Below are 18,621 nucleotides of genomic sequence, written 5' to 3' on the forward strand. Positions count from 1 at the left end.
TCCACGGAGTCGTGGTCGGTGGGCTCCCGCGGCCCGGTTCCTCGCTGCGTGTGGAGTCGTGCTCACCGGTGAGCACAGGTCTCCACGCAGCGTTGTCCACAGGGCAGCGGGGCGTGGGGCGTGACGGGGGGCGGGGCGGGGCGGAGACTCGCCGTCACCTCGTGGGAGGTTCGATGACATGTCGTGGGGAGACCTGGTCCGGGACGCGGCGGGGTGGCACGGGGTCGCCACCCCCGGGTCGGCGCACGCCTGCGGGATCTCTCGTGCCACCTACCAGCGGCGCACCGACGACGAGGGGTGGCGCGCCCCGTTCGACAACTCGGCGGTGCGGCTCTTGCCCGGGCACCCGGACGCCCCGATCCACCGACTAGCAGCGGCGTTGGCGCACGTCGGCTACCCCGCGGCGGTGACGAGATGGTCGGCGCTGCACCTCCTCGGTGTCGAACGGCTCGCCCCGAGCAACGTCCAGCTCCTCGTGCCAGCGCGTCGGACCTCGCCGGAGGTCCCCGGCATCGAGGTCGTGCGTACCCGCCGCTGGCTCGACTCGCACCTGCAGGAGGTCGACGGGATCTGCTGTGTGACACCGGCGCGGCTGATCACCGACCTCGCTGATCCTGCGAACGAGGACACGTTGAGGCGCAAGTCGATCGAGCTGCGCTTCCGGGACGAGGACTTCCTCGACGAGCTGGAGCGTGTCGACGCGGACCGGCGACGCTACCGCGGCCGGCACAAGGCCGTGCGGGTCCTGCGCGACCTGCGGGGCGACGGATCCGACTCGGGTTTCGAGTACGTCGCCCGCGATCGTCTCACCGACATCGGGCTCGCGCCCGATGCACAGCAGCTCGAGGTGAAGGCGGCGACCCGGACCTACCACCTCGATCTGGCCTGGGAGTGGGCGTTCGTGGGCGTGGAGTGCCTCGGTTTCGCCTACCACGGCGGCCGTGCCCAGTTTCAGCGCGACGTCGAACGTTCCAACGACATCGCGACGGTCGATCGGTGGCGCATCCTCCGGCTCACGTGGCCGATGCTGTGGGACCCAGGCTGGTCGCAGTTCGTCTACCAGCTCCGCCGCCTCCTCCGCGTCCGCACCCCCTGACCCTCCAGGCCGCGGGCGCCTCTCCGGGAACCGGGTCTGCGTGGAGACCTGGCCTCACATGTGATGCCAGGTCTCCACGGAGTGGGGGGTGGGGTGGGCTCACGCCCCGATGGCGTCGAGAACCTCGTCGAGCGGGGCGTGTCCCTGGGCGGTCTCGTCCACGTGCGCGTACACGACCTCGTCGCCGGGGTCGATCACGAAGGTCGCTCCGAGCTGCTGCCAGCGCGGGCCGGGCTTGCCGATGCGTTCGCCCGCCAGCGTCGCTCGGAGCCAACCCTTGGGGTTGCTCGCCCCCAACAGCTGCCACGAGCTGGCCCGCAGCACCACCTCCGCCGCCTGTGCCGCCGCGGCGTCGCGATCGAGCAGGACCGGGAAGTCGATGTCGTGGTCGGCGATGAAGGCGCGGGCGTAGCGTCGTCCTCCGGTGCCGACGGCGACGAGCTGCGCCCCGGCGTCCTCGATGTCCTCCATGGCGTCACGCAACTGCGCGACGTACTCGCGGCAGAAGATTCAGCCGAAGTGGCGCAGCAGCACGATGACCGTGCGTTGCTTCTCCCAGAAGTCGCCGAGTCGGTGCGGGGCGTCGTCGGGGTCGGGGAGCGTGATGTCGGCGAAGCGGCGGAGGTCCACGGCAGGCACCCTACTGCCGATCCCACCTCGACTCGCGCGGTGTCGGCTCGGGCGGAGGGAGGTCAGCCGCCGGGAGGCCGGTAGTCCACCTCGATGCTGGTCGCGGTGTCGACCTCCTCCGGCGTCAGCAGCACGGTGGTCTCGACGCCCACCGCCCCGCTGGCCGACACCGCGAGGGCGAGCGCCGCGGCCGTGGCGTTGTCCGGCATGTCCACGATCAGGAACACGTCGACGTCGCCGAAGGCGAAGTGGAAGCTCTCGAGCGAGCCGCCGTGCGCCTCGGCGAGCGCCCCGATCGTGTCCCGGCGACTGGTGCCACCCTCCCGTCGCAGACCCGCTGCACCTTCCGGGGCGAAACGTGCCTGGTACAGGTACTTGGGCATGACGTCTCCTGACTTTGATCCAGCCAGTCTCCGCCGGGGCAGGCAGCCGGGTCAAGCTCTCCGGCGTGTGGGTGACCCGGAACCTGACCGAGCCCGGTGACCGAGCCCGGTGACCGAGCCCGGTGACGCAGCCCGGTGACGCAGCCCGGTGACCGAGCTCGGCGGTGCCGACCTCAGCGGCGGCGACGAGGTGGGTCGTCGTCCCCGGAACGTGCCGGGTGATGCGCGAACAGGCCGTCATCGTCGATGAGGAAGTCCGACGGTACGCGCGGGATGTCCTGCTCCTCGGGCGGCTCCGGAGGCGCGGCGGCCGCGGGCGGCCGCGTCGGCGCGTCGGTCGCGGGAGACGGCGTGGGCGCGTCGGCCTCGGGCTCGTCCGCGAGGGATGGAGCCGGCTCCTCCTCCGGTAGCTCGCTCGGCTCCTCCTCGATCGCCGGCCGGTCCGGGTCGGATGCGGCGGCCGCTGACGGTTCCTCGACGGCCTCGTCCACCGCCGGCTCGGCCTCGAACTCGCTCGTCGGGTCCTCGGACCCGGTCTCGGAGTCGGCGTGGAAGGCGGGCTCGACGACGGGCGGCTCGCCCCGGTCGGGGTCGGGGACGGCGGGCTCGAAACCCACGTCATGCTCGGCGCCCCACTCGGCCTCAGCGCCCACGCCGACCTCGGCACTCACCTCGGGCAGGGCGCTCACGCCGGGCTCAGAGCCCACCTCGGGTACCGGCGGCGGCTGCGACGCTGCGTCGGTCGCCTCCTCGGGATGGATGATCGCGTGCAGCCTCGACTGCGCGTCCGCGATGAGGCGCTCGAGCCCCTCTTGGTCCACCTCGAGCGGGTCAGACGGATCGGGAAGCCGGGTCCGCGCCCCGTCGGAGGGCGGCGCGACGTCCTTGGTCCACGATCCGGTCGCCTTCTCCGAACGCGCATCGCGCTTGCGCGAGCGATCGGAACGACGGGGCCGTTGATCGACGTTGACGGGAACGTCGTCCGCGACCTCGCGATCCGCCCCGTACGGGTAGGCGCTGTAGTAGTAGCCGTAGTAGGTGTCGCCGGGGGCGATGTTGTTGAGGATCAACCCATCAGGGGGCGTCCCGACGCCGGCGAGGCGCTGCGTCGCGAGCCGGATCTCACCCCGCCCCGTCTCGCCGATGTTGACGACCAGGAACGTCGCGTCGCACACGGGTGCCAGTTCCAACGGATCGGCGACGGCGAGGATCGGGGGCGCATCGACGATGACGAGGTCGGCGCGGTCACGTGCCTCGGTCAGTACCTTCGCCATGCTGGGAGAACCGAGCAGCTCGGCTGGGTTCGGGGGGATGCGGCCGGTCGTGACGAGTTCGAGGTTCTCCACCCCGGGGACGGGCTGCACCACGTCGTCGAGGTCGAGGTCGCCCATGAGGACGGTGGACAGACCGTCGTTGCCGCGCCGCATCGCGAACACGTTGTGCACATCGGGGTGGCGCAGATCCGCGTCGATCAGCAGCACCCGGTTCCCGGCCGACGCCGCGACGGTGGCGAGGTTGGCGCTGATCGTCGTCTTGCCCGCGGACGCGCCGGCGCTCGTGATCAGCAGCGTGTGGTGGCCACGCGCCGCGGTCATGAAGCGCACGTTGCTGCGCAGCGTGCGGAAGGCCTCGGCGGAACGGCCCTGCGGCTCGGTCTTGGAGGGCAGGCGGTGCGTGCCCTTGAGGTCGTCCCAGTGGGCGATGTGGCCGAGTATCGGCGCCCCGCCCGCCGACTGCGACGCGTCATCGTCGTCACGGATGGCGTCGTCGAGGTGATCGCGTAGGAACGCCAGACCCAGCCCCAGCATCGTGCCGAGGACGAGCGCGAGGATCCCCGTCCGCAGAGGCTTGGGGGAACTCGGCGCGGCCGGGACCGTGGCGGGGCGGATGATCTGGCCACCACCGCGCAGGACCTGCTCGGTCGCCTGGCTCGTCGCGAGCTGCGCCGACAGCTGCCCGGCCTGCGCGAGCAACGTGGTCCGCTCCTGGCGCAGCGCGTCACCTTCGGGCGACTCGGCGGGCAGACGCGCGAGTTGCAGGTCGATCTCGTCCAGGCGTTGGCGCAGCTCCTGGGTGCGCGCCTGGAGTTCCTCGATGGCGGCCGACGCGCGTTCGATGGCGTCGTCGCGGCGCCACTGCAGGTAGCCCTCGGCGAACCCCTGTGCCAGCGCGGCGGCGGTCTCGGGCGTGCCGTTGGTGGCGCGCACCTGCATCACGTTGGTCTCGCCGACCACGGTGGCGTCGACCTTGTCGAGCAGCGACTCCACGTCCTCGTCGCTACCGATGTTCTCCTTCACCAGTTCGGCGACGGGGACGCTGTGGAGGATCTCGCGTTGGGTCTCGATCGCGCCCCGCCCCAGCAGCGCCTCCTCCAGAGCCGACACGTCCCCGCCGCCGGTGAAGGGCTCGACCACGAGCTCGGCGCGGGCGGTGTAGAGCGGGTCCTGGCGCAGCGTGAACGCCATCGCCGCGGCGACCACGAGCACGACCGTGACGAGCACGGTCCACTTCCGCCGCTTGAGGACGGTGAGGTAATCGCGCAGGTCGAGCACATCGCCGGTGTAAGGCTGTGTCTCGTCCAACCCGTCTCCGCCTGCGGTCCGGTCGTGGGGGAGCGGAGCCTACCCGTCGACCCCGGGGAGGGTCGCGGCGACGGTACCGACAGAAGGGATGTGGCGACGCACCCAGCTGCTCGGGGCGCGCACATCGGTGTCGACGCCGCATCGATGTGGTTAGGCTCCAACGATCCGGGCGCTGGGGAGCGTCCCGGTCCAGAGAGGGGATGGAGTCATGGCCGATCTGAGTCGACGGGTCTTCCTGCGCGGGGCGGCCGGTGCCGCGGGCGGGGCGCTGCTCGCGGGACCGTTCGGGGGGTTGCTCGCGGCGGCAGCTCGCGCGGAGGGTCGCGGCCCGGCGCCGTACCCGCTGCGGCCCGTCCGCGACCTGCGTGACGGGACGGTGCGGCTGTGGCTGCCGAAGGGGTTCGAGTACCGCTCGTTCCACGACACCGACGGCGCTCCGATCGTGCTCGGTGACGACACGGTCCTGCCGGGGCGACACGACGGGATGGCTGCGTTCGCCGGCCCGGACAGCGACAGCGTGTGGCTGGTCCGCAACCACGAGGTCAACGGCAACGTGGTCGACGGGGCGTTCGGCCCCGGGACGCCGTACGACTCGTCCGCCCTCGGCGGCACGACGACGGTGCTGGTCGATCGCTTCGGCAACGTCGAGGATGCGTTCACCTCGCTCAACGGCACGCAGATGAACTGCATGGGCGGACCCATGCCGTGGGAAAGCTGGATCACCTGCGAGGAGACCGTCAACGGCCCCGACGTCGGCCCCGACTTCACCGGCAGATCCAACGAGGACCTCACTCAGAAGCACGGGTACATCTTCGAGGTGCCCGCCGACGGGCAGTCGTCGCGCATGCCGATCAGGAACGCGGGGCGGTTCGCGCACGAGGCGGCGGTGTGGTCGGAAGCGGATGGGCACCTGTACCTGACCGAGGACAACTTCGGCTTCCCGTCCGGCTTCTACCGCTACGCACCCCCGACACAACCGACGCCGTCCGAAGGCCTCGCCGATGGCGGCACGCTGCAGATGCTCGCGGTGGAGGTGCCGCAGGCCGACCTCGCGGCATCACAGCCGGAGGGCGCGACCTACGACGTGACGTGGGTCGACATCGAGGAGCCGGATCCGACCTTCGCTTCAGGCACGACGAACAACGAAGCGATCCGGGCTGTCGGCGATCAAGGCCGTGCGAAAGGAGCGGCGTGGTTCTCGCGGCTCGAGGGCGCGGTCTACGAGGACGGGATCGTCTACTTCTGCTCGACCCAGGGTGGGGGCGCACCAGAGGCCGGTGCGGGGCCGATCCGCAACGGGTTCGGCAACGGCTTCGGGCAAGTTTGGGCCTACGACGTCATGGCGGAAGAGCTCCGTCTCGTCTTCGAGTCACCAGGGCCCGAGGCGCTCGACCTGCCGGACAACGTGACGGTCGGACCCAACGGCGCGCTGGTGCTGTGCGAGGACGGTCCCGTCGACAACTACCTGCGCGGACTGACACCCGACGGCCACGTCTTCGACATCGCCCTCAACCGGCTGCGGCGCAACGACCCGCCCCACGCGAAGCGCTACGGCGAGGAGTTCGCCGGGGCGACCTTCAGCCCCGACGGGCACACGCTGTTCGTCAACATCCAGGCCTCGTCCGGTGTGACCTTCGCCATCTGGGGCCCGTGGGCAGCGATCGGCGTCTAGCCCCGTCCTAGCCGGGCCTGCGTGGAGACCTGGCCTCACATGTGAGCACAGGTCTCCACGCAGCGGGCACGGCGGGGTCGGTAGCGGCGGGACGGCGTCAGGTGCAGTTGTCCTCCTCCCAGGCGAGGATGTTCGACTCAGCCTCGGCGACGCCCTCGGCCTCCATGTCGTCGTTGGCGATGGCGTCGCCGAACAGCTCGACGTCGTCGCGGATCTCGGCCGGCGCGACCGCCGCGAGCTGCTCGAGCTGCTCGTCGGTCGGGCGCGAGTCCTGGGACTCCAGCACCTCGACGAGGTCGCAGTAGGCGGCCGCGTCGCCGGCGTCGCCGGTCGCGTCGTCGTCACCGCCACAGGCACCCAGGAGCAGCGTCCCGGCCGTGGCGGCTGCCAGCAGCCCCGCCGAACGTCCCGTCGCGATCCGTCGCATGCGCGTTCCTCCAGTCGTCGTCGAGTGCCTCATCGGGGCGCCGATGCGACGAGTTCGACGTCCCAGGTGAAGTCGAAGTGGGTGCCGGTGCAGGTCTCGGGCGTTGCGGCCTTGGCGCCGTAGCGCTGGCTGTGGACGACCCCGTCTTCGTTCGAGACCTCCAGCGAGGTGGTCGTGTAGACCGTGCCGTCGTCGACGTCCCACCAGTTCGAGCCGTTGGCCCGTTCCAGGGTGTGGCCGGCGAGCGAGCCGGAGTAGCAGGTGAGTTGCATCCGTTCAGCAGATGCCAGAGCTGCGGTCGGGAGCGAAGCCACGATCGCGGCGGTGACCGCGATCGCGGCGGTGCGGATCCTCATGGGTGCTTCCTTCAGGTCGGTGACAGGACGCCGACGATGCTCCGTGACCGGCCCCGCCCGTGTCACGGGAGCGGTGTCCCGAACCGCACGGGAGGAAGTCGGGACAGGAACGGGACACGGACGACCCGCGGGAGCGGCACACTCCACCCACATCCGACAGGACCACGCCCCATGAAGCCACCTCGGTGACCGCGGTCGCCACGCGCGCCCCGTCACTGCCGCGCGCCCGCACCCCCGTCCTCGCATGGTCCCTGGCGGTCTGGAGCCTCGCTGCCGCCGTCGGCGCCGTCGTGATCGGCGTCGCATGGCCCATCGAGTCACCCGAGCCCTACTCGCTCGTCCTCGGCAGCGTCTACCCCCTCGTCGGGGCGCTGATCGCGTCGCGCGAACCGCGCAACGCCGTGGGTTGGCTGCTGATCGCCATCGGCCTGACCGAGGCCTGCTCGGTGCTCGCTATCGCGTGGGCCCCGGTAGCACTGGACGTCTCGCCGGGCACGCTGCCGGGCGGGCAGGTCGCGGCGTGGTTGGCGGACTGGCTGTGGATGCCCGGTCACGACCTGCTGCTGACGTTCCTACCCCTGCTGTTCCCCGACGGCCTCTTGCCGTCGAAGCGGTGGTGGCCGCTCGCGGTGCTCGCCGCGGTCGCCCTGTCGCTGCGCCTCGCCGCCCCGATGACCGTGCTGCCACAGCTGCGGCTGCGTCACTCGGCCTACGAGTTCTACCCCGACGAGCGACTGGCCACGGCGCTGGGGACGCTCGGCTACGACCTGCTCCGCGTCGCCGCCATCGGCTGCGTCGTCGCGCTGCTGTGGCGGCTGTGGCGCATGCCGGCCGACCGCCGCGGGCCGTACGTGTGGTTCGCCGGCGGAGCCGCGTTGACGGTGCTCCTAGTCGTGCCCATCGCCTTCATCACCGACGCGGCCGTCCTCGACGTGGTGCGGGTCGTGGCGGTGCTGAGCCTGCCGGCCGGGGCGGCGGTCGCGATCCTGCGCCACAAAGCGTACGGCATCGACGTTGTCGTCAACCGCACGCTCGTCTACCTCGGGCTGAGCGCCGTGCTCGTCGCGGTCTACCTCGGCTCGGCTGCGCTCGTCGACGCTCTCATCGAGGAACCCGGCACGGTCGCGACCGTCGGCGCCGCCGCGGCGACGGCGCTCGTGTTCACGCCGCTGCGCGACCGGCTCCAGCGCGTGGTCGACCGGCTCATGTACGGCGACCGCGACCGCCCGCACGACGTCGTCTCCGCGATCGGGAGCCGACTCGGGACCACCACCACCGACGTCCTCGCTGACGCGGCCGCACACATCGCGACCAGCCTGCGGCTTCCCTACGTCGGCATCGAACTCGCCGACCCGGCAGGTGTCCGGCTGCTCGCGGCGAGCGGGGCGGCGGTCGAGCCCGTCGAGCGCCTGCCGCTGCTAGCCAACGGTGCCGTCGTCGGTCACCTCGCCGCAGGGGTCCGGCGTGGTCAGGCGCGCCTGTCGGAACGCGACCGTGCCGCACTCGAGCAGGTGGCGAGCATCGCGGCGGCAGCGGTCCGCCAGGTCCAGCTGACCGACGAGCTACGACGCGCACGCGGCCGGCTCGCCAGCAGCCTCGAGGACGAGCGTCGACGCATCCGCCGCGACCTGCACGATGGGCTCGGCCCGGCGCTGGCGACGGTCGTGATGGGCCTCGAGGAGGCCCGAGCCGTCCACCGTGACGATCCCGACCGCACCGAGGAGCTTCTGCTCGACCTCAAGGGCCAGACCCGCCGCGCGGTCGAGGACATCCGCGCGCTGGTGTACGGGCTGCGGCCACCGGCCCTCGACGACCTCGGGTTGCTCGGGGCGGTGCAGCAGCTGGTCTCGGGGACGGCGGCGCGCACCGGCATCCGCGTGGAGGTCGAAGCTCCCGGGTCGCTGCCCGCGCTCCCGGCGGCGATCGAGGTGGCCGCGTTCCGCATCGTGCAGGAGGCGCTGACCAACGTCGTGCGTCACGCTGCGGCGGGCTCCGCCGTCGTGACGTTGGCGTGTGAGCCCGGTGAGTTGCGGGTGCGCGTCCGCGACGACGGATCGGGGCTGCCGGACCGGCTCGTGCTCGGTGTCGGTCTGACGTCGATCCGCGAGCGCGCCGAGGACGTCGGCGGCACCGTCACCATCACCTCCGATGGCGGGACGGTCGTGGACGCGCTGCTGCCGGTGGTGTCAACGTGACCCCGTTGCTTGCGGTGGTGTCGACGTGACCCCGTTGCGCGTCTTCATCGCCGACGACCACCCCGCCTTCCGCCGTGGCCTCGCCGGGATGCTGTCGACGGTCGAGGGCATCGAGGTCGTCGGCGACGCGCCCGACGGGGCCATCGCGATCGAGCGGGTCGCCGAGCTGCGCCCCGACGTGGTCCTCATGGATCTTCACATGCCGGTCATGGGAGGGATCGAGGCGACGGCCGAGATCGCGGTCCGGTCACCGGACTCGGCGGTCGTCGTGCTGACGATGGTCGAAGACGACGACGCGCTGCTGGCTGCGATGCGGGCGGGGGCGACCGGTTACGTGCTGAAGGGGGCCGATCAGGACGACGTCGTGCGGTCGATCCGCGCGGCCGCTGCCGGCGAGGTGATCTTCGGCCCGGGCATCGCCGGCCGCGTGGTGCAGCTGCTCACGGGGCGCCGCCCCGTCACGGCGGCCGACCGCTTCCCCACCCTGACCGAGCGCGAGCTCGAGGTGCTCGACCTGGTCGCCAGTGGTCTGCGCAACCCCGAGATCGCCGCGCGACTGGTCGTCAGCGAGAAGACCGTGCGCAACCACATCTCCAACATCTTCGCCAAGCTGCACGTCGATCGCAGCGGGGCGATCGTCCTCGCCCGCGACGCCGGCCTGGGCCGGACCCGCACGCCCTGAGGGAGACTGCGTGGAGACCTGGCCTCACATGTGAGCACAGGTCTCCACGCAGCGAGGTTGGTCGCGTGCTGGCGCCGAGGCTAACGAGCTACACGTGGGGCGCGGGGCGTGCCTCAGCAGGTGGAGTGGATGAGCGCCCCGACGGCCTCGCCCGCGTCGGCGAGGTGGTTGTAGCGCTCGACCGCCTCGACCGTGCCGAGTACCTCGACGGTGATGCCCCGCGTCTCGAGCTGCTCGACGACCGCGTCGGGGACGGTCAGCCTTCCGTGTTGGCCACGGGTGAGGATGACGGTGCTCGCCCCGCCGTCCACGAGCTCGTCGGTGTCGGCGGCCTGCACACCGTCGTGGCTGGTGCCGGTCTCGTTCCAGTCCCAGTCGCGCGCCCCGCCGGGCCAGAGCTTGGCGTCCTTGAAGCTGCCCACCGGCGTCTCGATGCGGCCCCAGTCGAGCCGGGTGATGCGGGGCGAGCTGTCCACGCCATGGCCCTTCCACGGGCGGAGGCTGCGTGGAGACCTGGCCTCACATGTGAGCACAGGTCTCCACGGAGCGAGGGTGGTCGTGTGCCTGGGCCGAGGCTAACGAGCTACGCGTCGGGGCGCTCGCGCAGCTCGCGGAGGCGTTCGAGGTAGGGCAGCGCCCCGACATCCTTCGCCCGGCCGGCCGCGTCGCTTCGACGCGATGACGTTGTCGAGGGCGGCGATCCGAACCTCGTGCCCGTGCAGCTCGACGATCACCGCGTTGCCGACCATGCCGCGGTACCCACGCTCGATGCCGTCCGGCCACATCACGACGTCGACGTCCCCGGCGTCGGTGACGAAGCAGGCCGAGACGAACTGGCCGACCGAGGCGCCGTCGAGGGGGACGTCGAGGGGCTCTGCGCCGGGCGGGGCGAGCCTCGCCCCGAGGTCCTTCAGTGCCTCCGCCAACCTCCTGAGGTTGTCGCGATCGTACGCCGGGCACCCGTCGACGGCGACGGTGGGCAGGGGCGATCCGTCGCGAGCGAGGCGACCCCACCGATGATGATGGACTCCACGTGGTGGCGCTCGGGCGCATCGAGGACGCGACCGAGGTCGACGGATCGCTCACCCCGCACGGCGTCTGCGAACTGCGTGGCGGAGCGGCGCCTGAGCGCGCGCGGGCCGTCAGCCCGAACACCACCCGGGCGGCGGAGGATAATCGACCCATGCAGTCGGTCATCAGCGCACCTCGGCTAGCGTCGCCCCGACCTCGTCCCGGAGACCTCCTCGTGCGTCGCGACCTGGCCGTGCTCGGCCTGCTCGCCCTCGCGCTCGCCGCGACCACGGCGATCGCGACCCTGCCGGCGGTCGGGCAGAACGTGCCCGAGCACCTCGACCCGGCGTTCCACGAGCTGATCGACGACGCGCTGTTGCACGGCACGGTCACCCCTCCCGGCGCCGAGATCACCGAGAAGGACAGCGAGCGCGTCGCCTACGACGAGCTCGCCTACGGCTACCCCGCCCTGACCGAGGAGCAGCTCACCGGCACCTACTTCAAGGACGGCCGCTTCGGCCCGGTGGATGCTGCTCGCACCTACTCGCCCCGCGCCGACGTGACCATCGTGCGCGACGCGCGCTGGGGCGTGCCCCACATCTACGGCGAGACCGACGCGGCGATGGCGTTCGGGGCGGGGTACGCCTCGGCGGAGGACCGGCTGCCGATCATGGAGCTGCTGCGGGCGCTGGGCCGCGCCGAGGCGTTCGAGCTGCTCGAGCACAACGCGGCGTGGCTCGCCGACGCCGAGCTGGTCCGCGCCTACGGCTACACCGAGAAGGAGTTCCAGGCGATGATCGACCGCCTCCCGGAGCTGTACGGGCAGGACGGGCAGGACGTCGTCACCCTCCTCGAGGCGCACGCCGCCGGCATCAACCACTTCATCCTCCAGATGCAGGAGGGCCGGGTCGACGCGCCGGTCGGGCTGGCCGACCTGCTCCCGCCCAACACGGTCGCACCGTGGCGCCCCACCGACATCGTGGCCGTGGTCTCGATCGTGCGTGCGCTGTTCGGCGCCGACGGCGGCAACGAGCTCGCAAACGCCGCGCGTTTCGCGGAGCTCACCGAGGCGTACGGCGCGGACCAGGCACGTGCCGTCTACGAGGACTTCCGCAACCGGCACAACCTCGACGGCCCGTTGCACACCACCGAACCGTCGTTCACGTTCATGCAGACCGACCTCGCCCTGCCCGGCACCGACGGCAACGTCTCGGGCTTCTCGTCCGGCGCCCCGGGGCCGGTTGGCATCATCGAGGAGCTCGGCTCGCTCTTCCCCGGCGGGCAGGCGCAGGCCGCCGCCCAGCTCGGCGCACTCGCCGAGGCCGCGCGCATCAGGTGGGAGCGCGTCGCGCTCGAGACCGCCGGTGGCGCGGACCGGCGCGCAGCGCCGGGAGCACACGCCGGACGCGACTCGCCGTCAGGCGAGTCGCTCGAGACCGCCGGTGGCGCGGACCGGCGCGCAGCGCCGGGAGCACACGCCGGACGCGACTCGCCGTCAGGCGAGTCGCTCGAGAACGACCACCTCGCCGTGGACCTGTCGCGCGCGGCCGAGGCGTCGATGAGCAACTGGCTCCTCGTCGGCGGCGAGCACACCACCACCGGCTTCCCGATCGTGCTCGGCGGTCCGCAGGCGGCCTACTTCGACCCGCAGATCCTGGTCGAGGCGGAGCTGCACTCGCCCACGATCCACGCGCGGGGCGCCGGCTTCCCCGGCCTGTCGACCCTGGTGGTGATCGGGCGCTCGCACGAGGCGGCGTGGACCGCGACCGCGGGCGGCTCGGACATGATCGACACCTACATCGAGGTGCTGTGCGACCCCGACGGTGACGCCCCGACCGAGGAGGAGGTGCACTACCTGCACGACACCGACGGCGACGGCGAGCCCGAGTGCGTGCCGATGGACGTGCGCCTGCACCGCGAGGCGACCACGCTGCCCGGAGGGGAGCTGCTCCCCGCCATCTACGCCGAGCGCACCGTCCACGGGCCGGTCACCGCACGCGGGACGCTCGGCGACACGCCGGTCGCGGTCAGCCGCAAGCGCTCGACGTACCTGAAGGAGCTCGACCCGGCCATCTCGATCCTGAAGATGAACCGCGGCGAGGCCGACACCGCCGAGGACTTCATCGCGGCGTTCGCCGACCACAACCTGTCCACCAACTGGGCCTTCGCCGACCGCGACGACATCGGCTACGTCCACGGCGGGCTCTACCCGCGCCGCCCCAACACGATCCACCCCGACCTGCCGGTGTGGGGCACCGGCGCGTGGGAGTGGGAGCCCGCCGGGGCGGGGGAGGAGGGCCGGGGCACCGACGACTACCACTCCATCGACGAGCACCCCCACGAGGCCAACCCCGACCGCGGGTTCGCGGTGTCGTGGAACAACCGCACCGCGCCGGGGTGGGGCGAGGACGACAGCGGCTGGGGCTTCTCGTCGGTTTACCGCAGCGACCTGCTCGAGGATCAGCTCGAGGCGGCGGTCGCGCGGGGCGAGAAGATCAGCCCCGTGACGCTCGTGCAGATGATGGAGCGGGCGGGACTGACCGACCTGCGCGCGACCCACGACCTGCCGCTACTGCTACGCGTGCTCTCCTCGACCGACGCGCCGTCGCAGCGGGCGGCGCAGATGCGCGATCTGCTCGCGGAGTGGATCGACCCCGCCGCGAACCCCGCCGGGGTCGGGCTGCGCCGTGACGGGGACCGCGACGGCGACTACGACCGTGGGGCGGCGGTGGCGATCATGGACGCGTGGTGGGAGCCGCTGATCCACGCCATGTACGACCCGGCGCTGCGTCAGCCGGTCGACGAGGTGTCACGGCAGGACCTCCACAACGCCCCGAGCTTCGGAGGGTCGGCTTTCGCGGGCGGCTTCTACGGCCAGGTGTGGACCGACCTCGCGATGGTGCTCGGCGACGAGGTGGCGAGCCCGACCAGCCAGGTGTACTGCGGGGCGTCGGCGCTCGGGACCGACGGCACCCTGGAGTCGTGCGCCACGGCGCTGTGGGCGTCGCTGGAGCAGGCCGGTGCCGCGCTCGCGGCGGACCAGGGCGACGACCCCGCCGCGTGGCAGGCCGACGCCGCGGGCGAGCGCATCCAGTTCATCCCGCCCACCTCGGGCTCGATGCACTGGGTCAACCGCCCGACCACCCAGGTGCTGGCGATGTTCGGCGCTGACGCCCCGCCTGCGCCGTCCGCACCGCGTCCAGCCGCCCCGCCGGCCCCGCCCGCCCCGCTGCCGACCACCGGGGGCGGGCTCGCGGCGTTCGGGGCGCTGACGCTGCTCGGGGCGGCCCTGCTCGGCGCGGCCCTCGTGCGCAGACCGGGCCGCCACCGCCCTCGCGTTCGCTGCGTGGAGACCTGGCCTCATAGGTGAGCACAACTCCACACGGAGGGGGGGTCGGGGCGGGGGGAGGCGTCAGGCGAGGACGGCGCGTACCTGCACCCAGTCGAGAGCGAGCGCGGCGCCGGTGTCGTCGCCGGGCTGCAGCCACGCCCCGGCGGGGCCCTCGGCGTAGCGCGCGTCGACCATCGCTCCGGTCACGATCCGCCCGTTGCACACGAACGTCAGCGACGGCCCGAAGGTCACGGCGGTGAGCCGATTCGGGGCGTCGGCGTGCAGGGGGATGTCATCGGCCAGCATCCCGTCGTGCACCGGCTGGTAGGCGCCGTCGAGCAGCCCGACGCGGAAGCGCCGTTCGCCGGTCACGGTCCACAGCACGTAGCGCTGCTCCGACGACTGGCGGAAGTACATCCCGAAGGTCGTCCCGGGCGCGCCCTCGAGCAGCTGCATCGACGCCTCGATCACGACGTCACGGAGCGATCGCGGGTCGAACGGCTGGCCGACCGGCAGCGCGGGCTCCTGGGCGCGCACGACCAGACGACCGTCCTCGATGCTCGCGGGCCCGAGCTGCTGGTCGGGGTCGTCGAAGGTGCGGGTGAAGAGGACGGGGGGCGGTTGCGACGGTGGCTCGAGCGACGTCACGCGGACTCCGGCATCGGGATGATGAAGTTGACGATCGGGTCGGTGAGCTCGACGCCGAGGACCTCCTCTACGCCGCCCACCAGTCCGGCCGCATCACGCACGATAGCGATGGGGTTGCCGTGGGCGACGCCGAGCAGCACCTTGTAGAGGCCGAGCGCGATGCGCAGGCCCTTGCCGACTGCGGCGGAGAAGTCCTCGCGCCAGACCGGGTCGGTGTACTTGCCCGTCTTGGCGTTGCGCTTGCCGAACGTGTAGGCGATGCCCGCGGTCGCGTTCACACCCACCGACGCATCGGCTTCCGGGCCGCCGGCACCTTGGATCGACACCGACGTGTCCCAGCCGAGGCTCGGGAGCTGCCCGGGAGGCGGCGTCGGGGCGTGTGGGTCAGGTTGGCGGCCCGGCGGCGGCGGCGGTGGTGGCGGGCGCTGCTCCTCGCGGAAGCGGCGGATGGTCACGTCGATGTCGGCACGCCGCTGGCGCGGCAGGTCCTGGTCGGCGGGGGTCGTCGGGGCGCCAGCGCCGGCGATGGCGGGGGGGCCGAGCGGCACGCTGCCGCTGCGCATGGTGTCGTGGAGAGCCTCGCCGGTGTGGCGTGCCCGTCGGGTCGACAGGTCCTGGTTCTCTTCGGCGCCCGTCAGGCCTTCGCGGGGGTGGCGCCAGCGCGGGCTGGCGTGGCCGATGACGTTCGCCTTGGCCACGACCCGAGGGGCACCGGAGGCCTGCTCCTCGGTCTCGGCAGCGACCCGCCGTAGTTCCTCGCGGCCACCCGCGCCAACCTGGTCGTTGCCGGTCGGGTTGAAGAACACCGAGCCGCGCACCTTCCGGGGATCCTCCGGCACGAGCTGCGGCGGCCCCGCAGGCTGGCCGCCCTGCTGCTGCCCACCACCCTGTTGCTGTCCGGGGGCTGGTTGCTGGCCTTGACCGGAAGGCAGGCCGGGCGGGGCGGGCCCGACGCCCGACCACGTCCCGCCAGCCGAGGGGTCGGTCGGCACCTCGGTGCCGGGAACGGTGCCGGGGAAGCCTGGACCACCGACGACAGGCACGCCGGGAGGCGGAGGCAGGAACCCGGTGACCGGGTTGTACCCGAACGGGGCGCGTTTCCCCCAAGCGGGGACGTCCTCGAGGTTGGTGCTGAGCTGCTCGCCCATGCCGACGCTGACCCCGCCCCCGGCGATAGCCTGCGCCTCGACCCCGATGCCGGCAGAGACCTGCGCCCCGGTGACCGAGTCGTCCATCTCGGGATTCTGGCCGTAGCTGAGCACCGAACCCCAGCCGTAGGTGACCCCTCCCTGCCCGCTGACGCCCCCGCCCCCCCCGACGCCGCCACCGACGCTGCCCTGGAGTCCGACCGTGATGTAGGCCCGCATCGACCTGTGCCGGTAGCTGACGTGGATATCGAGCACCGCGCTGACGCCGGCCCCGAGACTCGCACCGCCGAGGAAGTGCGCATCGCCACCGATGCCGCCGGTGAGGCCGATGGTGAAGTGGTCGCCCTCGGGCTTGAGCAGCGACTGCAGGATGTTGCGGCCCAGCGTCTGGGCCCGACGGACGCCCTCGCGAGCGGCGGCGACGTACTGCTGACCGTAACGGCGTATGGCCTCGATGATCTCCCGCGCGCTGGCGAGCGCGGCCTCGATCTTGGGCTTCAGCCACTTGACCACGAGCCACATCACGGCTTCCGCGATCGCGCGGGCCGCCCGCTGGACGATGCGCGCGATGAACCGGCCGACGGCTGCCAGTCCGTTCATAACCGCGTTGACCGCGCGTTCGATGACGCTGAAGATCGTGCGCACGATGGCTCGTACGGCGTTGCCGACCATCGTCAGGATGGTGGTCACGACGCTCACGGCCGCGGCGGCGAGTCGCTGGACGAAGCCCGTGATCAGCCGGGTGACGCTCGCGATGGCGCGCTGGACGGCCGCCACGATGCGGCTGATCACGCCCCGAACCGACGACAGGATCCGGCCCACGATCGACGCGACCACGCTGCCGAACGTGCGCGCGAACGCGCTTATCCGGTTGATCACCGCGTTGAGGCCGTTGCTCACGGCGGTCACGACGCGTTGCAGCGCCTGGCTGATGGCCGTGACGACCCGGGTGACCAGCGCCACGATGCTCTGGACGGCGGCGGTCACCATCGCGGCGACGCGCTGTACCAGGCCGAGGATCATGTTGACGACGCGTTCCGCCGCCTGGCGGATGCCGTTGACGAAGCCCATGATCTTGGCGCGGATGGCCCCGACGATGTCGCCGACGAGGTCGCCCTCGCCGCCGCGCTGCATCCAGGCAGTGACCTTCGTGCGGATCTGCCCGGCGAGTCCCGACATCATGCGCCGCACACCGCCGAACGCCCCGCCGATGGCTCCCGTGAGCAGCGACCCGCCCGATGCTGCGAGCCCGGGCAGGCCGCCGGTCACGAACGAGCGGATGGTGTTGATCACGGTGCCGATGGTGCTGCCGACGCCGCGAGCCTGACCGGCAGCGTCCTCGGCTGCCCCGCTGGTGCGGGACGCGGCGTCGGAGGCACCCTGGCGCGTCTCGCTGTTCGCACGCCCCATCAGGCTGCTCAGCGCTCGTTGCGCGAGCCCCTCGAGGAGGCCGCCACCGGACGGGGTGCTGACGTTCGTGGCGGTGTTGCCGACTGCCGCGGCGCCCGCCACGGACGGCTCGGTGGGCGCTTGGTAGTCGGGGAGGGCGATCTGAGCCGGGGCGCTCAGGTCGACGGCGCGGCTGAGCTGCAGCTCGTCGAGCCCACCCGGCATGGCCGCACCGAACGCGCCGGCTGCCGCTTCCCCCGCGCCGGAGGCCGCGTCCAGGCCCTTGCCCTCCGCGGGTCCCTCGGATGGCCCCGCGGTGCCCGGCCCCGCGGCGCCCGCGGCCCCGCCGCCGACCGCTGGGCCGACCTTGGACTCGAGGCCGTCGAGGCCACTGGAGGCGGTGTCCTCGATCGCGCCGCCGAGACCCGCGGCTGGGGCGGCTGCCTGCGCCGCGGTGCCGGCGAGCGCACCCAGCCCGGCACCACCGCCGGCCGCTCCGGCCAGCGCCCCGAGGCCTGCCGGACCCGCACCGTCAGCCGCGCCCGCAGCGCCCGCGTCAGCTCCTGCCAGCGCCCCGAGGCCTGCCGGACCCGCACCGTCAGCCGCGCCCGCCCCGTCAGCCGCGCCACCCTTGGCCTCACCGGTGGCCGCCCCGAGCGCCCCGGCCCCACCCGCGGCACCGCCACCGACCTCGCCCAGCGCCCCGGCGGCACCGGCGGCACCGCCACCGACCTGACCGACGACGTGCACCCCGACGTGAAGTACGCGGCCGAGCGCATCGGGCAGCTGATCGGGCTCGACATCATCGGCATCGGCCTCGCGGACTCGCGCGGAATCCGGCGCGGCGTGGTCGTGAATCTCGAGGCGGCGGTCGAGTCGATCAAGAAGGCGATCGACGAAGCCGAACTGACGGCGGGCGTGGAGATCGATTCGGTGCACCTGGCGCTGTCGGGCGCGCACGTCAAGGCATTCAACAGCCGGGGAGTCGTCGCCGTCGCCGGCAAGAACCGCGAGATCACGCGGGAAGATGTCAGGCGCGCGATCGATGCCGCCAAGGGGGTGGCGCTGCCC

Annotated in this window: 15 protein-coding genes; 6 read left to right on the top strand and 9 right to left on the bottom strand. The window is 72.4% G+C overall.

From position 1 onward, the window contains the following. The first annotated feature begins 178 nt into the window (after nt 1–178). Nucleotides 179–1,096, top strand: a complete 918-nt coding sequence (locus KY469_20240; GenBank protein ID MBW3665431.1) for a hypothetical protein — start codon at nt 179–181, stop codon at nt 1,094–1,096. Nucleotides 1,097–1,195: 99 nt separating this feature from the next. Here KY469_20240 and KY469_20245 read toward each other — a convergent pair whose 3' ends face one another. From KY469_20245 to KY469_20255, 3 genes are all read right to left on the bottom strand, one after another. Beyond that, complete coding sequence (locus KY469_20245; GenBank protein ID MBW3665432.1) at nt 1,196–1,579, bottom strand: redoxin domain-containing protein; 384 nt, start codon at nt 1,577–1,579, stop codon at nt 1,196–1,198. Nucleotides 1,580–1,788: 209 nt separating this feature from the next. After that, nucleotides 1,789–2,109: a GYD domain-containing protein gene (locus KY469_20250; GenBank protein ID MBW3665433.1), complete on the bottom strand. Its 321-nt coding sequence runs from the start codon at nt 2,107–2,109 to the stop codon at nt 1,789–1,791. 173 nt (nt 2,110–2,282) lie between these two features. Next, nucleotides 2,283–4,691, bottom strand: a complete 2,409-nt coding sequence (locus tag KY469_20255) for a polysaccharide biosynthesis tyrosine autokinase (GenBank protein MBW3665434.1) — start codon at nt 4,689–4,691, stop codon at nt 2,283–2,285. Nucleotides 4,692–4,899: 208 nt separating this feature from the next. Here KY469_20255 and KY469_20260 point away from each other — a divergent pair, with 208 nt between their 5' ends. Beyond that, nucleotides 4,900–6,363, top strand: a complete 1,464-nt coding sequence (locus tag KY469_20260) for a PhoX family protein (GenBank protein MBW3665435.1) — start codon at nt 4,900–4,902, stop codon at nt 6,361–6,363. Nucleotides 6,364–6,460: 97 nt separating this feature from the next. Here KY469_20260 and KY469_20265 read toward each other — a convergent pair whose 3' ends face one another. Further along, nucleotides 6,461–6,790 (bottom strand): hypothetical protein, encoded by a 330-nt coding sequence (locus tag KY469_20265; GenBank protein MBW3665436.1) that lies wholly within the window; start codon nt 6,788–6,790, stop codon nt 6,461–6,463. A gap of 29 nt (nt 6,791–6,819) precedes the next feature. Then, nucleotides 6,820–7,146 carry a hypothetical protein gene (locus KY469_20270; GenBank protein MBW3665437.1) on the bottom strand — a complete coding sequence of 109 codons (327 nt, stop codon included), beginning with the start codon at nt 7,144–7,146 and terminating at the stop codon, nt 6,820–6,822. A 185-nt stretch (nt 7,147–7,331) separates the two neighbouring features. Between KY469_20270 and KY469_20275 the strand changes: the two genes are divergently transcribed. Both KY469_20275 and KY469_20280 read left to right on the top strand, forming a co-directional pair. Beyond that, on the top strand, nt 7,332–9,341 hold the full coding sequence (locus KY469_20275) for a sensor histidine kinase (GenBank protein ID MBW3665438.1): 2,010 nt from the start codon (nt 7,332–7,334) through the stop codon (nt 9,339–9,341). Next, nucleotides 9,295–10,023 carry a response regulator transcription factor gene (locus KY469_20280; protein ID MBW3665439.1) on the top strand — a complete coding sequence of 243 codons (729 nt, stop codon included), beginning with the start codon at nt 9,295–9,297 and terminating at the stop codon, nt 10,021–10,023. The genes KY469_20275 and KY469_20280 overlap by 47 nt, the downstream gene beginning before the upstream one ends. A gap of 113 nt (nt 10,024–10,136) precedes the next feature. Here KY469_20280 and KY469_20285 read toward each other — a convergent pair whose 3' ends face one another. Together KY469_20285 and KY469_20290 are read right to left on the bottom strand one after the other, a co-directional pair. Beyond that, a complete protein-coding gene (locus KY469_20285) occupies nt 10,137–10,499 on the bottom strand; it encodes an Mth938-like domain-containing protein (protein MBW3665440.1) in 363 nt (120 codons plus the stop codon). 99 nt (nt 10,500–10,598) lie between these two features. Further along, entirely contained in the window at nt 10,599–10,949 is a 351-nt protein-coding gene (locus KY469_20290; protein MBW3665441.1) for a hypothetical protein, read from the bottom strand. A gap of 320 nt (nt 10,950–11,269) precedes the next feature. Between KY469_20290 and KY469_20295 the strand changes: the two genes are divergently transcribed. Further along, a complete protein-coding gene (locus KY469_20295) occupies nt 11,270–14,404 on the top strand; it encodes a penicillin acylase family protein (GenBank protein MBW3665442.1) in 3,135 nt (1,044 codons plus the stop codon). 42 nt (nt 14,405–14,446) lie between these two features. Here the strand turns inward: KY469_20295 and KY469_20300 are convergent, their stop codons facing one another. Next, entirely contained in the window at nt 14,447–15,013 is a 567-nt protein-coding gene (locus KY469_20300) for a hypothetical protein (protein ID MBW3665443.1), read from the bottom strand. Next, the gene (locus tag KY469_20305; GenBank protein MBW3665444.1) at nt 15,010–18,300 is read right to left on the bottom strand and encodes a hypothetical protein; all 3,291 of its coding nucleotides are present in this window, start codon (nt 18,298–18,300) and stop codon (nt 15,010–15,012) included. The genes KY469_20300 and KY469_20305 overlap by 4 nt, the downstream gene beginning before the upstream one ends. Here KY469_20305 and KY469_20310 point away from each other — a divergent pair. Continuing rightward, on the top strand, nt 18,283–18,621 hold a 339-nt coding region (locus tag KY469_20310; GenBank protein MBW3665445.1), incomplete at its 3' end, for a hypothetical protein. The genes KY469_20305 and KY469_20310 overlap by 18 nt on opposite strands.

It is taken from the genome of Actinomycetota bacterium (assembly GCA_019347575.1).
GTDB lineage: Bacteria > Actinomycetota > Nitriliruptoria > Nitriliruptorales > Nitriliruptoraceae > JAHWKY01.

What these genes read in the sequence shown, in the direction of transcription:
- KY469_20240 (MBW3665431.1), top strand. Translation starts at nt 179, where the DNA reads ATGTCGTGGGGAGACCTGGTCCGGGACGCGGCGGGGTGGCACGGGGTC.
- KY469_20250 (MBW3665433.1), bottom strand. Translation starts at nt 2,109, where the DNA reads ATGCCCAAGTACCTGTACCAGGCACGTTTCGCCCCGGAAGGTGCAGCG.
- KY469_20260 (MBW3665435.1), top strand. Translation starts at nt 4,900, where the DNA reads ATGGCCGATCTGAGTCGACGGGTCTTCCTGCGCGGGGCGGCCGGTGCC.
- KY469_20265 (MBW3665436.1), bottom strand. Translation starts at nt 6,790, where the DNA reads ATGCGACGGATCGCGACGGGACGTTCGGCGGGGCTGCTGGCAGCCGCC.
- KY469_20270 (MBW3665437.1), bottom strand. Translation starts at nt 7,146, where the DNA reads ATGAGGATCCGCACCGCCGCGATCGCGGTCACCGCCGCGATCGTGGCT.
- KY469_20280 (MBW3665439.1), top strand. Translation starts at nt 9,295, where the DNA reads ATGGCGGGACGGTCGTGGACGCGCTGCTGCCGGTGGTGTCAACGTGAC.